Here is a 12,828-nt window from a genome sequence, read left to right on the forward strand (position 1 = left end):
CACCGGACGGAACGGCGCACCCGGCGGACCGAGTGCGCCGCACCGGAGGGGACCGCCGGCGTGCCCGGCCGGTAGCGTGGGCCTCGGCCGGGCAGGGGCGTTGGCGTCCGGCTGCTCGGCCCGGGCAGGGGCGGTGCGGTCAGGACCCTCAGCCGAGCAGGGGCAGCGCGGGCAGGGTCAGGAAGTCCGCGAACTCCTCGGCCAGCGCGACCTGTTCGAAGAGCTGGGCGGCCTCGCGCCAGCGCCCGGCGGCATAGACCTCGTCGCCGACCTCGGCCCGCAGCGCGGTCAGTTCCTCGGCGACCAGCCGGCGGACCAGGTCGGCGGTGGCCTTCTCCCCGGTGTCGGCGAGCACGACGTCGTTGTGGATCCACTGCCAGATCTGCGAGCGGGAGATCTCGGCGGTGGCGGCGTCCTCCATCATGTTGAAGATGGCGACCGCGCCGAGGCCGCGCAGCCAGGCCTCGATGTAGCGGATGCCGACCTGGACGGCGTTGTGCAGCCCGTTCCGGGTGCAGCTGCCGCCGGCGCCCGCGATGTCGAGCAGCTGGTCGGCGGTGACGGGCTCGGCCGGACCGGGGTCGTCCTTCTGGTGCGGGCGCTCGCCGAGCACGGCGTCGAAGGAGGCGCGGGCGACCGGGACGAGGTCCGGGTGCGCGACCCAGGAGCCGTCGAAGCCGCTGCCGGCCTCGCGGTCCTTGTCGGCCTTGACCTTCTCCAGCGCGGCCGCGTTGACCTCGGGGTCCCGGCGGCTGGGGATGAACGCGGCCATGCCGCCGATCGCGTGCGCGCCGCGCCGGTGGCAGGTCCGCACCAGCAGCCGGGTGTAGGCGGCCATGAACGGCGAGGCCATGGTGACGGTGTTGCGGTCGGGCAGGACGTAGTGCTCGCCGGCGTCGCGGAAGTTCTTGACGATGGAGAACAGGTAGTCCCAGCGGCCGGCGTTGAGGCCGGCGGCGTGGTCCCGCAGCTCGTAGAGGATCTCGTCCATCTCGAATGCGGCGGTGATGGTCTCGATCAGCACGGTGGCGCGGACCGTGCCGTGCGGGATGCCCAACTCGGCCTGGGCGTGGGTGAACACGTCGTTCCAGAGCCGGGCTTCCAGGTGGCTCTCGGTCTTCGGCAGGTAGAAGTACGGCCCGGAGTTCGGGTCGTCCGCGCCGCGGGCGAGCAGCCGGGCGGCATTGTGGAAGAAGTAGAGACCGAAGTCGAGGAACGCGCCGGCCACCGGCTCGCCGTCGACCAGCAGGTGGTTCTCGTCGAGGTGCCAGCCGCGGGGGCGGACCACCACGGTCGCGAGTTCGGCGGCCGGGCGGAGCGTGTAGGCCTTGCCGGCGGAGCTGCTGAAGTCGATCCGGCCCTCGAAGGCGTCGATCAGGTTGATCTGACCGCTCACCACGTTCTCCCAGGTCGGGGAGGTGGCGTCCTCGAAGTCGGCGAGCCAGACCTTCGCGCCGGAGTTGAGCGCGTTGATCACCATCTTGCGGTCGGTGGGGCCGGTGATCTCGACCCGGCGGTCCTGGAGCGCCTTCGGCGCCTCGGCGACCCGCCAGTCGGCGGCGCGGACCCCGGCCGTGTCGGGCAGGAAGTCCAGGGTGCCGGTGCGGGCGATCGCGGCACGGCGCTCCCGGCGGCGGGCGAGCAACTCGCGGCGCCGGCCCTCGAAGGAGCGGTGCAGGCCGACGACGAAGGCGACCGCCTCCGGAGTGAGCACCTCCTCGGCCCGGTGGACGCGCGGACCCGCGACCGTGACGACCGGAGCGGTGGGGGAAGCTCCGGGTCCCTGATCTGCAGCCATGAGCAGGACACTCCTAAGTGGAGGGCTTGATTCTGTAAGGTGGAGACTAGTTTCCGCGATACAGAATTTCAACGGTTTGTTGAGATGATCGCTGGGACTGTACTCCTCCTCCGACCGCGAAGGGAACGCCGGTGGCCCCTACCTCCGAGAGCAGTGAGAGCACCGAAGACACCGAAGGCGGCGGGAGCACCGCGAGCGGCGGGGGCGGCGGGGGCGGCGCCCCGAAAGCGGCCGCCCCGACGGGACAGGAGCGCACCGGCGGCGGAGTGCAGTCCGTCGAACGGGCCTTCCAGCTGCTGGAGGCGCTCGCCGACTCCGGTGGCGTGGCGACGCTCAGCGAGCTCTCCACCTCCTCCGGGCTGCCGATGCCGACCATCCATCGCCTGGTTCGTACCCTCGTGCAGCAGGGCTATGTCCGCCAGGACACCGCGCGCCGCTACACCCTCGGCCCGCGGCTGATCCGGCTCGGCGAGACCGCCGGACGGCTGCTCGGCAGCTGGGCCCGCCCCTACCTGGCCGAACTCATGGAGGCCACCGGCGAGACCGCCAACCTGGCGGTCCTGGAGGGCGGCGAGGTGGTCTACGTCGGGCAGGTGCAGTCGCGGCGCTCGATGCGGATGTTCACCGAGGTCGGCCGCCGGGTGCAGCCGCACTGCACCGGCGTCGGCAAGGCGCTGCTGGCGCAGCTGCCCGACGAGGAGGCGCGCGCCGTCCTCGGCCCCAACCCGCTGCCCGCGCACACCCCGCACACCGTCACCGACCCGCAGGAGCTGATGGCGCAGCTCGCCGAGGCGCGCGAGCGCGGCTACGTGGTCGACGACCAGGAGCAGGAGATCGGCGTGCGCTGCATCGCCCTGGCCGTCCCCGGCGCGCCGACGCCGACGGCGCTGTCCGTCTCCGGCCCGGAGGCCCGGATCAGGGCGCTGGAGGAGCAGGCCGGCGCGGCGTCGCTGGTGCCGGTGATGCACGGGATCGCGGCCCGGCTGGGCCAGGTGCTGGCTCCCTGACAAGCCCGGCGCCGGGTCCCCGACGGTCCGTCGGCATGGCGACACGCCCGGAGGTTCACCCGTTCGAGGGCCCCTTCGAGCCGTCCGGGAGCGGGTCGTCCGGCCTCGGCGGACCGGTCGGCGACGCTGGTCCGGACGCGGCCCGCGACGGCGCGGGCCCGCCGGACACGAAGGGCAGGGTGAGCGGCGATGACCCGCAGCGGTTCCGTTCGAAGGCTTCTCGGCAGGTCGTTGGCGACGGGGTGCACGGTGGCGGTGCTGGCCGCCGGACAGGCCGGCGCGGTCTGTCCGCCGGACGACAAGGCGCCCGCGCCCGGGACGAGCGCCCCGGCGCCGGGGGCCGGTGACCCCGGCGCCGCGGAGCCGGGCGCCAACGCCGACCCGGCCGCGGCCAAGCGCTCGGACTCCGACCTCTACGTCGTCCGGATCGACCCGGACCCGGCCGCGCCCGGCGGCACCACCACCCTGCACGCCTTCGTCGGCAACCTCGGCCCGGACCGGACCGCCTCGCCGTTCACCGTGGTGGTCACCCTGCCCGAGGGGGTCACGGCCGAGGGGCCGTTCTTCCCGGAGAACTGCTACGAGTTCCAGAACGGCCACCGGGTGCGCTGCACCTTCCCGGCCGGACTGCCGAAGTTCCGCAGCGCGACGGCGCTGATCCCGCTCCGGCTCTCCGCCGACGTCCCGCTCGGCGAGCTGGCGGGCGGCTACGTCGCGGTGCGCGGCGACGACGACCGGAACGAGGCGAACAACCGGCAGCCGTTCACGATCGACGTCGTCGAGACCACCGCTCCGAGGCCGATCGCCTGACCGTCGGCCCCGGAGCGGTGGGCGTTGTTACCGGTACACCCGGACGTAGTCCGCCGCGAAGGTGATCGGCGTGGTGCCCGAGGGCGCGGGGTGGTAGTTCCCCGCGCTCAGGGACAGGTTGAGGATCGGGTACGCCGTCCAGCCGGCGCCGACGCCCTTGCCGTCGGAGAACACCTTGGTGCCGTTGACGTACCAGTCGACCGAGGCGGCGCCGTAGTGGGTGCCGATGGTGACCCAGCCGTCCTTGGCGATCGCCTTGGCGTCGGTGTAGTACAGGTGGCCCGGGTTGATGTGGTTGGTCAGCTCCAGCAGGTTCGGGTTGTCGCTGTGGTACTCGAAGGAGTCGATCTCCCCGTGGGTGCCGCTGGTGCTGTTCCACGTCCACAGCGCCGGCCAGGCACCGGTGCCGGCCGGGAGCTTGACCCGGGTCTCGATGTAGTCCCCGGTCTTCACCTTGAAGCCCTCGCCGGAGTACTCGGTGGTGAGCAGCCCGGTGTCCCAGGCCTGCTTGCCGTTCTCCAGCGTGTGGCTGCCCGGCCTGGCGGTGAAGGTGGCGACGCCGCCGGAGACGGCGACGTTGTTCTTGTTCAGCCAGTCGAGCTTGTTGTCGTTCGGGTTGTGGTCGCCGTAGTGGTAGGAGCTGCTCCGGTCGGCGGTCCAGCGGGAGCCGAGGGCGAGGCTGTCGAAGTCGTCGGACCAGGTCAGCTTCTTGCCCGCGACCGGGGCGCCCGTGCCGGGGGTGGTGGGCGTCGGGGTCGGGGTGGGGGTCGGAGTGGGGGTCGGCGTCGGGGTCGGCGTCGGGGTGCCGGCCGAGACGACGAGCTGGCGGGAGGGCAGGTTGTGCCAGGCACCGGTGCTGTCCTGCCAGAAGCCGAACTGGGTGTAGGTGCCGGCCGCCAGCGTCCGGGTACCGGTGGTGATCGACAGACCGGCGGGACAGACCTGGACGTTGCTCCGGTTGCCGGGGAAGTCGAGGTTGCGCCCGGCCGCGTCGCGCACGCCGACGCCGACGGTCTTCGCGGTGAAGCAGGACGAGGAGTGCAGCGTGAGCGAGGCGGCCGTCGCCTTGCCGGCGACCATCGTGGCCGGGACCAGCTTGTCCTGGGTGACGGTCGGCAGGGCGGCGGCCTGGGCGCCGGTCACGGCGGGGAGGCCGAGCAGTCCGGCACCGGTGACGGCGAGCGCCCCGGTGGCGGCGAGGGCCGCGGTGCGGCCCCGGTGGGAGGGACGGGCGTGGCGGGCGGCCGGACGGCGGGCGAGGAGGCCCGGGTTCCGGGCAGGCCGAGGGGGCTGCGGGGAGGCAGTGGGCATGGCAGTGGTCCTCTGCGACGCCTACGAGGTGAGCTGTCGGGTTCGGGCGCTGAGGTTGCCCGGCCGTCCGGAGAGCGGCTTCACCCCTAGCCTCGACGCACACGCACGATCGGCGCGCGGCCGGGCACTGACCTGGGTCCCCCGCTCCCGTCCGCTGTGGTGCTCGACTGCCGGCCGGCGGGTGGACGGGACTCGGCGTCCCGACGGCGGGGCTCCGCTGCGGCGGAAGCTCCTGCAGGCTAGGCAGGCCGTCCGCGCACGGACAACATTCCGGGGGTGGTTGTCGCGCAGCTCACACCGCCGCGCCGGGCCCCCGGACGGTGGTTCCGGGTGGCCGTGGTGGCGATTCCGGGTGGCCGTGGTGGCGATTCCGGGTGGCCGTGGTGGCGGGTCCGACGGGGAAAGTGCGCCACGGAGGCGGGGTGGTCGGATAGGTTGGAGATCCATCCGCGTCCGGAACCGTCCGGGGCGCAGCGAGCACCACGACAGCACGTCCAGAGACGAGGAGACCCGCCCCACCATGACCGCGTCCCTGCCCGCCTTCGCCGGCCGTACCTTCCTGTTCCGGGTCGACAACGGCGCGGCCTTCCGCAACGCCTACTCGGCCGACGGCAAGCGGCTGCGCTGGGAGGGCCTCGGCGAATCGGCGGGCCAGTGGGAGGACGTCTCCCTGCACGTCGCCGAGGTCGGCCCGCAGGTCTACTTCGTCAGCTGGACCGAGGTGAGCGGCATCACCGTGAGCCACGTGATGGATCTGGCCCGGATGACGGTCCGCGCGTTCTGGACGTACGAGGGCGAGGGCGGCCGGGTCGGCGAGCTGCACACCGGCACCCTGGAGCAGGTGGTCTGAGCGCCTGCGCCCGCGCGGACACCCGGCCGTGCCGGTCGGGCCGACGGCCCCGCCGCCGCGTCGGTCAGGCCGACGGGCTCGCGGCCGGGACGGTCAGGCGCTGGGAGATCCACTCCAGTGAGGACGGGAGCAGCTTGCTCCAGGTCTCGAAGTTGTGGCCGCCGGTCTCCAGCATGCTGTAGGAGACCTTCATCGGGCTGCGGGTGGCGGCCACGAACGCCTCGGTCTCGCGCCGGTAGTTGCCGTCGCCCTCCCGGGTGCCGGCCAGCAGCACGGAGATCGCGGGCTGCGGCAGGTTCTTGAGACGCCACATCAGGTCGGCCTCGTTGCGGCGCTGTTCGCTGCCGTTGTAGAGGTCGCCGGTGCTCGGGTCGTCGGCCGCCTGGTAGTAGCCGGAGAGCGAGACGGCGGTCGGGTAGACGTCGGGGTGGCGCATCGCCAGCTTGAGCGCGCAGTAGCCGCCGGTGGAGTTGCCCATGAACGCCCAGGCCCTCGGATCGGCGGAGACCCGGTAGGTGGCCTGGATCGCCGAGGGCACGTCCTTGGCGAAGTAGGCGTCGGTCTGCGCGCCGTTGGGGACGTCCTCGCACTCGGTGTCCTGCGGCAGCGCGGGCGAGGGGCGCACCAGCACCAGCACGGTCGGCTGCATCCGCCCCTCCTGCAGCAGCTTCAGCGCCGCGCCCGGGTAGTTGAGGCGGGTGACGAGGTTCTTGGCGATGCCGGGGAAGCCGGTGCTGACGACCAGGACCGGGAACTGCTTCTGCTCGTACTCGGGCTGGAAGTACTGCGGCGGCAGGTAGACGTAGCCCTCGGTGGAGAGCCGGGTGGTGGCGCCGTCGATGCGGACCTCGCGGATCTCGCCGGACTTGTCGCGGTCGCGGCCGAGCGCGCCGCCGCCCTGCACCTCGGCGTGGCCGATGGTCTCGACGCGCAGCCGGCCGGAGGCGTCCACCTTGTTGTGGATGACGACCGGCCCGCTGTCCCCGGTGCCCAGCAGGTCGTCCCAGCTGCTGTAGAACGCGAAGTAGTTGTTGGCGACCAGGCCGAGCGCGGCGAGCACCGCCAGCTGGGTGGCGAGCAGGGCGCCGATCCGGCCGAGCACGGCCTTCCAGCTCTTCTTCGACAGTCTCGGCCACAGCCAGACCGTCCCGACCATCGCCGCGACGGCGACCAGAACGGTCAGTGCCAGCACCTTGTGGCTCGTCAGACCCATGTCGTGTTCGCTCCCACGCCTCGTACTCCCCCGCCCCCGGGGGAAGGACACCCGGGAGGGCCGCCCCGGTTCCCCCGTCCGCAGCGGGGCACCGTCGCCGAGGCGCGGCCACCCAGCCTAGCCGCTCGGCAGCCGCCGCCACCCCCGCCGACCAGCGGTGACGCCATCGGCCTTGAGGAGGAGAGGCAGGCCGCGGGGGTGTGCTTCCGGCCCCTGCCGCGACCGCCGCGACGGGGGGTGACGGAGGCCACCTCAGTTGACGCGGGTCCACAGGTCGAGGCCCGCGGTGAGTTCGCGCATGCAGCGGGCGCCGAGCTCGCGCGGTGAACCGGGGCCGGTGGCCGGGGCGCCGGAGCGCGCCCACTGCTCCAGCGCGACCCGGATCGCGGCGGTGGCGGCGGCTGCGGCGAGCCGGATCTCCAGCACGTCGGTGCCGGGCGGGCAGCGGTCGGCGATCGCGGCCCGCAGCCGCTCCTCGGAGTCGGCGTGCACCCGCTGCCAGACCGTGGCCAGCCGGGGGTCGCGCAGCAGGTCGCGGGTCCAGCGCAGCGCCTCGACGGCGGGCGCGTCGGACGGGCTCAGGGACTCCGCCGCCGAACGCTCCAGCGCCTCGCGGACCGGCAGGTCGGAGGCGCTCTCCGTGAACAGCCGCACCCAGCGTTCGCCGCCGGCCGCGAGCAGCGGGGCGACTGCGTCCTCCTTCTCCGAGAAGTAGCGGTAGAAGGTGCGCAGCGAGATGCCGGAGGCGGTGGCGATCTCCTCGGCGGTGGTCGCCTCGGCCCCGCGGGCGGCGAACAGCTCGGCCGCGGCCTGGGCGATCTCCAGCCGGGTGCTCTCGCGGCGGCGCTGGTTCAGGGTCGGACGTCCGGTCACGGGCACAGCGTACGCGGACGAAGGGATCGGTGACATCCCACGTCGATTCGGCATGTCGAGACTTTTTGGCACGACATGCCATTTAGGCGTACCGTGTCGGCGAGGTCGAGAGACCACGAACGGAACGGAGAACCACCATGGAGCGCTTCGACGGACGGAACGTCCTGATCACCGGCGGCGGCTCGGGCATCGGCCGGGCCACCGTGCACCGGATCCTCGCCGAGGGCGGCCGGGTCGTCGCCGTCGACGTCGACGAGGACGGCCTGAAGTCCACCCTGGACCGCGCCACCGCCGACGGCACGGCCGACCGCCTCAGCACGGCGGTGCTGGACGTGTCGGACGAGGCCGCCGTACGGACCGTCGTGGCCGGGGCGGTCGCCGCGCTCGGCGGCCTGGACGTGCTGGTCAACGCGGCCGGCATCCTGCGCTCCGCCCACACCCACGAGACCGGTCTGGACCTCTGGAACAGGATCGTGGCGGTCAACCTGACCGGCACCTTCCTGATGACCCGGGAGGCGCTGCCCGCGCTGCTCGCGGGCGGCAAGGGCGTGGTGGTGAACTTCAGCTCCACCTCCGCCGCCTTCGCCCACCCCTACATGGCCGCCTACGCCGCGACCAAGGGCGGCATCCAGTCGTTCACCCACGCGATCGCCGCCGAGTACGCGAAGCAGGGGCTGCGCGCGGTGTGCGTCGCGCCGGGCAGCATCGACAGCGGCATGACCAACAACCCGGGCCTGCCGGCGGACGCGGACCTCGGCCTGCTCGCCAAGCTCTCGCCCGCGCTCGGGCAGGGCTTCGCCGGGCCGGAGACCGTCGCCGGTGTGATCGCCATGCTCGCCTCGGACGACGGCGCGTTCGTCACCGGGACCGAGCTGCGGATCGACGGCGGCACCCACATGTGACGCCGTCGGGCTCCGGGCGTTCGCGGTGGGGTGGCAGGGGTCAGCCCCGCCACCCCGCCGCGAACGCCCGGGCCGGGTTGGCGGTGAGGATGCCGTGCGGGACCTCGGGACCGAACGCCCGGGCCAGCCGGGGCGCCAGGGCGGTGAGCAGGTGCGTCGGCCCGGGGGAGGAACGGGCGGTACGGGTGGTGGTGTCGCCGCCGAGCAGCACCTGGTCGCCGTACCCGGCCTCGACCAGGGCCGCCACCGTGTCGAACAGGTGGTGGTCGGTCGCGTGGTTGGCCCGCGAGGGGCCGTCCAGGGCCACGAAGGCGCCACGGGCGGCCAGTTCGCGGTGCAGCCGGAGGTCCGGGAACCGGTTGAGGTGTCCGAGGACCACCCGCTCGGGTGGCACACCGTGGCGTTCGCAGAGCAGATCGAGCACCTCGGCTGCGGCGGTGCCGAGTTCGTGGTGCACCGCGATCGGCGCGCCGGTGGCGTGGTGCGCCTCGGCGGCCGCCGCCATCACCCGCCGGGAGTGCGGGCCGAGGCCGTGGTAGTCGCCCGCCACCTTGACCAGTCCGGCGCGGACACCCTCGGGAGCACCCCGCAGCCCGGTGGTCAGCTCGGCGATGAAGAAGTCCGCCAGCCCCTCGTACCGCCGCTCGAGTTCCGCCGGGTCGTAGTGCACCGCCTGGTGCAGCCCGGTGGCCGCGACCAGGTGGACCCCGGTCGCCCGGGACAGCCCGGGCAGTGCGTCGGCCCGCCGCCCCATCCCGGCCGGCGTCCACTGGACGAACGCCCGGCCGCCGGCGGCCGCGAAGCCCCGCAGCACCTCCTCGGCGGCGGCGGGATCGTCCAGTTCCTCCCCCGGCAGCCTGGGGCTGCGCAGGAAGAGGTGGTCGTGGGCGTCGCAGACGCCGAGTTCGGCCGGATCGAGGTCGCCGAGGACGGTGCGGACCCGGACGCCGGGCGCGTTCACTCCGCCGCCCCCGCGGGCCCGGGCGCCTCTGCGGCGGCGGCGGCCGCTTCCGCTTCCGCTTCCGTCTCGGCCTCGGCCTCGGTGAAGACGGCGGCGGCGACGCGCAGTCCGGCCAGGGCCTTCGGCACGCCGACGTAGGGCGCGAGGTGGACCAGGACCTCGGTGACCTCCGTCCTGGTCAGGCCGATCCGCAGGCTGTTGCGCACGTGGTCGGCGAGTTGCGGCTCCACCCCGCCGAGGGCGGTGAGCGCCGCCAGGTTGGCCACCTGGCGGTCCCGCAGGGCGAGTCCGGGCCGCTGGTAGGTGCCGCCGAAGAGCGCGGTGACGATCCAGTCCGCGAAGCCCGGCGCGAGCCCGTCGAGCGGACCCAGCGTGCCGGAGAGGGTCCGCCCGCCCGCCAGTTCGGCGAGCAGGGCGTAGCCGGCGGCCCGGTCGAACGGGGCGGGCACCAGGCCCGCGTCGAGGGTCCGGTCGGCGGGCGGGGTCGGGGTGGTGACTGCCGGATTCATGGGGCGGGACGGTCCTTTCACCAGTGGCGGCCGGCGGGCAGCCGGTCGAGTTCGGGGCTGGAGAGGTGGTGCACGCGGTACCGGGTACCGGGCGCCCCGGCCGGGGCACCGGCGCGCCAGAGGGCGATCCGCAGCAGCTCCCAGCGGGACGGGTCGAGCGCGACGGCGGCGGTGTGCAGCTCGGGGTGGTCGGGCAGCTCGGCCAGCGCCCGCTCGACGGCGTCCGCCGGGTCCGCGCCCTCCGGCAGGCGTTCCGTCAGCCTGGTGGCGGCCAGGGGGCCGGGCGCGGCCGGACCGTCGACGGCTCCCGGGCCCCGCCGGAGGCCGGCGCCGGTCCAGTGCCGGACGGCGGGACGGCCGAAGTCCGCGCAGAGGGTGCGGAATCCGGCGCCGAGCAGGAAGGCGTTCATGCCCTCGGTGGTGCGCCAGAGGTAGAACGGCGCGTACTGGTTGACCGGCGAACCGTCCAGACCGCGTTCGCGCACCAGGTAGGCCTTCAGGCCGAGGCCGGGCCAACTGTCCAGCAGTGGACCCTTGGTGGCGATCCGCCGGTGGACGGAACGCATGTCGTGGTCGGCGGGCAGGGTGATCTCGTACTGCATCGCGTGCACGGCGGACTCCGGGTGGGGAGGCGGGGGAGGTGCCGCCGCTCAGTCGCGGCGGTGGGCGGCGAAAAGGGCGAGGGCGCCGCGGGCGGCCCGCTCGAACGGTTCGGCGCTGTCGGCGGCACGGGCGAGCACGTAGCCGCCCTGCACCACGGCGACCACGGCGGCGGCGAGGTCGGCGGGCTCGGCCCCGGGCCGCAGTTCGCCGTTCGCCTGCCCTTCGGCGATCACGGCGGCGAGCCGCCCGCGCAGCCAGTCGAAGGTCTCCTCGACCGGCGCGCGCAGCCGGGGGTCGGCGACCACGTCCGGATCCTGGGCCATCCGGCCGATCCGGCATCCGCGCAGGGCGTCGCGCTCGCGCCCCAGATAGGCGGCGACCCGCTCGTAGGCGGTCCCGGGGCCGGCGAGGTCGGCCTCAGCGACGGCCCGCATCTGCTCGGCACTGCGGCGCAGGGCCGCGGCGGCGAGGTCGGACTTGCCGTCGAAGTGGTGGTACATGCTGCCCTGGCCGACGCCTGCCCGCTGCTGGATGGCCTTGGGGCTGGTGCCGACGTAGCCGCGCTCCCAGAGGAGTTCCTGAGTGGTTTCGACGAGGCGGTCCTGGGTGTTCATGGCTGCCACTGTACCTACTGGTACAGCGTCTGTACATACCAGTAGGTACAGAATCCCGGCACCTGCCCGCCGGGTCTCGCCCCCAACGCCGCGATGCCCGGCGCCCGACCCCGTCGGGTCCGCGACCAACAACCGTGGGCCGCCCCCCGGCGGCCCACGGCCCCGTGTGATCGTCGTCCCCAGGAAAACCGCGCGGCACTCGCCCGCGGGCCGTGGCGCGCGTCACCTCCCCCGCCGACATCGATCACTGTGCGTCACCGGCACCCGGAGGCGGAGCGACGACAGCGCCCGCGCCGCGGAATCACCACCGCCCGGCCCGCCCCGAGCTGGCAGGATGTCCGGCATGAGCTACCTCGCCGCGGAAGACCGCTATGCCTCGATGACCTACCGCCGGGCCGGCCGCAGCGGCGTGCTGCTCCCGGCCGTCTCGCTCGGCCTGTGGCACAACTTCGGCGACTCCCAGCCGCTGGACGTCCAGCGAGCGGTGCTGCGCCGGGCCTTCGACCGGGGCGTCACCCACTTCGACCTGGCCAACAACTACGGTCCGCCGTACGGCAGTGCCGAGCGCAACTTCGGCCACCTGTTCGCGCAGGACTTCCGCCCGTACCGGGACGAGCTGTTCATCGCCTCCAAGGCCGGCTACGACATGTGGCCCGGCCCGTACGGCGACGGCGGCAGCCGCAAGTACCTGCTGGCCAGCCTGGACCAGTCGCTGGGCCGCACGGGCCTGGACTACGTGGACGTGTTCTACTCGCACCGCTACGACGCGAACACCCCGCTCGAGGAGACCATGGGCGCGCTGGACTCCGCCGTCCGGGCCGGGAAGGCGCTGTACGCGGGCATCTCCAACTACCCGGCGGAGCAGCACCGGGAGGCCGTGGCGATCCTGCGCGAGCTGGGCACGCCGGTGCTGATGAACCAGTGCTCCTACTCGATCCTCAACCGCTACGTCGAGGACGAGGGCGTGCTGGACGCCGTCGGCGACACCGGAACCAGCCTGATCGCCTTCTCGCCGCTCGCCCAGGGCCTGCTGACGGACCGCTACCTCACCGGCGAGGTGCCGAGCGGGTCGCGGATGTCGGTCGGCAAGTTCCTCCGCGAGGAGGCGCTCACCGGGGCGAAGCTGGAGCAGCTGCGGGCGCTGAACAAGGTGGCCGAGCGGCGCGGGCAGACCCTGGCGCAGCTGGCACTGAGCTGGGTCCTGCGGGACGAGCGGGTGGTGTCGGTGATCATCGGAGCCAGCAGCGTGCGGCAGCTGGACCAGAACCTCGACGCGCTGGCGGGCGGTCCGCTGACGGACGAGGAGCTCGCGGAGATCGACGCGCTCAGCCGCTGAGGCGCGCGCCGGGCCGCCGGCGCGCCCCCGGGACGGAACGC

The 12,828-nt window shown here is 73.7% G+C and carries 13 protein-coding genes and 1 riboswitch; of the genes, 5 read left to right on the top strand and 8 right to left on the bottom strand.

Annotation, left to right across the window (positions count from 1 at the left end; genetic code table 11):
- Positions 1 to 148 precede the first annotated feature (148 nt).
- On the bottom strand, positions 149 to 1,798 hold the full coding sequence (gene aceB, locus BLU95_RS09305; RefSeq protein ID WP_093859588.1) for a malate synthase A: 1,650 nt from the start codon (positions 1,796 to 1,798) through the stop codon (positions 149 to 151).
- A gap of 266 nt (positions 1,799 to 2,064) precedes the next feature.
- Here aceB and BLU95_RS09310 point away from each other — a divergent pair, with 266 nt between their 5' ends.
- Together BLU95_RS09310 and BLU95_RS09315 are read left to right on the top strand one after the other, a co-directional pair.
- Positions 2,065 to 2,805, top strand: coding sequence for an IclR family transcriptional regulator (locus BLU95_RS09310; RefSeq protein ID WP_030392023.1), 741 nt, complete (start codon positions 2,065 to 2,067; stop codon positions 2,803 to 2,805).
- Positions 2,806 to 2,994: 189 nt separating this feature from the next.
- Positions 2,995 to 3,615 (top strand): hypothetical protein, encoded by a 621-nt coding sequence (locus BLU95_RS09315; protein ID WP_159424832.1) that lies wholly within the window; start codon positions 2,995 to 2,997, stop codon positions 3,613 to 3,615.
- A gap of 27 nt (positions 3,616 to 3,642) precedes the next feature.
- Here BLU95_RS09315 and BLU95_RS43240 read toward each other — a convergent pair whose 3' ends face one another.
- Entirely contained in the window at positions 3,643 to 4,926 is a 1,284-nt protein-coding gene (locus BLU95_RS43240) for a glycoside hydrolase family 16 protein (RefSeq protein ID WP_093859590.1), read from the bottom strand.
- A 3-nt stretch (positions 4,927 to 4,929) separates the two neighbouring features.
- A riboswitch (cyclic di-AMP (ydaO/yuaA leader) is annotated at positions 4,930 to 5,051 on the bottom strand.
- A 395-nt stretch (positions 5,052 to 5,446) separates the two neighbouring features.
- On the opposite strand from BLU95_RS43240, the gene BLU95_RS09325 reads away from it, so the two are divergent.
- Positions 5,447 to 5,776 (top strand): phenolic acid decarboxylase, encoded by a 330-nt coding sequence (locus BLU95_RS09325; protein ID WP_093859591.1) that lies wholly within the window; start codon positions 5,447 to 5,449, stop codon positions 5,774 to 5,776.
- Positions 5,777 to 5,840: 64 nt separating this feature from the next.
- On the opposite strand, the gene BLU95_RS09330 is transcribed toward BLU95_RS09325, so the two are convergent.
- Both BLU95_RS09330 and BLU95_RS09335 read right to left on the bottom strand, forming a co-directional pair.
- A complete protein-coding gene (locus BLU95_RS09330; protein WP_093859592.1) occupies positions 5,841 to 6,989 on the bottom strand; it encodes an alpha/beta hydrolase in 1,149 nt (382 codons plus the stop codon).
- 252 nt (positions 6,990 to 7,241) lie between these two features.
- Positions 7,242 to 7,862 carry a TetR/AcrR family transcriptional regulator gene (locus BLU95_RS09335; RefSeq protein WP_353653548.1) on the bottom strand — a complete coding sequence of 207 codons (621 nt, stop codon included), beginning with the start codon at positions 7,860 to 7,862 and terminating at the stop codon, positions 7,242 to 7,244.
- Between the two features lie 137 nt (positions 7,863 to 7,999).
- On the opposite strand from BLU95_RS09335, the gene BLU95_RS09340 reads away from it, so the two are divergent.
- Entirely contained in the window at positions 8,000 to 8,764 is a 765-nt protein-coding gene (locus BLU95_RS09340; RefSeq protein WP_093859594.1) for an SDR family NAD(P)-dependent oxidoreductase, read from the top strand.
- A 40-nt stretch (positions 8,765 to 8,804) separates the two neighbouring features.
- On the opposite strand, the gene BLU95_RS09345 is transcribed toward BLU95_RS09340, so the two are convergent.
- Genes BLU95_RS09345 through BLU95_RS09360 form a run of 4 tightly spaced genes read right to left on the bottom strand, consistent with a single transcriptional unit; the run spans position 8,805 to position 11,451 of the window.
- Complete coding sequence (locus BLU95_RS09345) at positions 8,805 to 9,725, bottom strand: phosphotriesterase family protein (RefSeq protein WP_093859595.1); 921 nt, start codon at positions 9,723 to 9,725, stop codon at positions 8,805 to 8,807.
- The gene (locus tag BLU95_RS09350) at positions 9,722 to 10,234 is read right to left on the bottom strand and encodes a carboxymuconolactone decarboxylase family protein (protein ID WP_093859596.1); all 513 of its coding nucleotides are present in this window, start codon (positions 10,232 to 10,234) and stop codon (positions 9,722 to 9,724) included. Before BLU95_RS09350 ends, BLU95_RS09345 begins: the two co-directional genes overlap by 4 nt.
- Before the next feature lie 17 nt (positions 10,235 to 10,251).
- Entirely contained in the window at positions 10,252 to 10,845 is a 594-nt protein-coding gene (locus BLU95_RS09355) for a DUF4865 family protein (protein ID WP_093859597.1), read from the bottom strand.
- Between the two features lie 39 nt (positions 10,846 to 10,884).
- The gene (locus BLU95_RS09360) at positions 10,885 to 11,451 is read right to left on the bottom strand and encodes a TetR/AcrR family transcriptional regulator (RefSeq protein ID WP_093859598.1); all 567 of its coding nucleotides are present in this window, start codon (positions 11,449 to 11,451) and stop codon (positions 10,885 to 10,887) included.
- Positions 11,452 to 11,794: 343 nt separating this feature from the next.
- On the opposite strand from BLU95_RS09360, the gene mgrA reads away from it, so the two are divergent.
- Entirely contained in the window at positions 11,795 to 12,787 is a 993-nt protein-coding gene (gene mgrA / locus BLU95_RS09365) for an L-glyceraldehyde 3-phosphate reductase (RefSeq protein ID WP_093859599.1), read from the top strand.
- Positions 12,788 to 12,828 lie beyond the last annotated feature (41 nt).

The sequence above is a fragment of the Streptomyces sp. TLI_053 genome (assembly GCF_900105395.1).
Classification (GTDB): Bacteria; Actinomycetota; Actinomycetes; order Streptomycetales; family Streptomycetaceae; genus Kitasatospora.

Coding starts and splice junctions, on each gene's coding strand:
- BLU95_RS09350 (WP_093859596.1), bottom strand. CDS start 10,234: ATGAATCCGGCAGTCACCACCCCGACCCCGCCCGCCGACCGGACCCTC.
- BLU95_RS43240 (WP_093859590.1), bottom strand. CDS start 4,926: ATGCCCACTGCCTCCCCGCAGCCCCCTCGGCCTGCCCGGAACCCGGGC.
- BLU95_RS09340 (WP_093859594.1), top strand. CDS start 8,000: ATGGAGCGCTTCGACGGACGGAACGTCCTGATCACCGGCGGCGGCTCG.
- mgrA (WP_093859599.1), top strand. CDS start 11,795: ATGAGCTACCTCGCCGCGGAAGACCGCTATGCCTCGATGACCTACCGC.
- BLU95_RS09360 (WP_093859598.1), bottom strand. CDS start 11,451: ATGAACACCCAGGACCGCCTCGTCGAAACCACTCAGGAACTCCTCTGG.
- BLU95_RS09325 (WP_093859591.1), top strand. CDS start 5,447: ATGACCGCGTCCCTGCCCGCCTTCGCCGGCCGTACCTTCCTGTTCCGG.
- BLU95_RS09315 (WP_159424832.1), top strand. CDS start 2,995: ATGACCCGCAGCGGTTCCGTTCGAAGGCTTCTCGGCAGGTCGTTGGCG.
- BLU95_RS09330 (WP_093859592.1), bottom strand. CDS start 6,989: ATGGGTCTGACGAGCCACAAGGTGCTGGCACTGACCGTTCTGGTCGCC.
- aceB (WP_093859588.1), bottom strand. CDS start 1,798: ATGGCTGCAGATCAGGGACCCGGAGCTTCCCCCACCGCTCCGGTCGTC.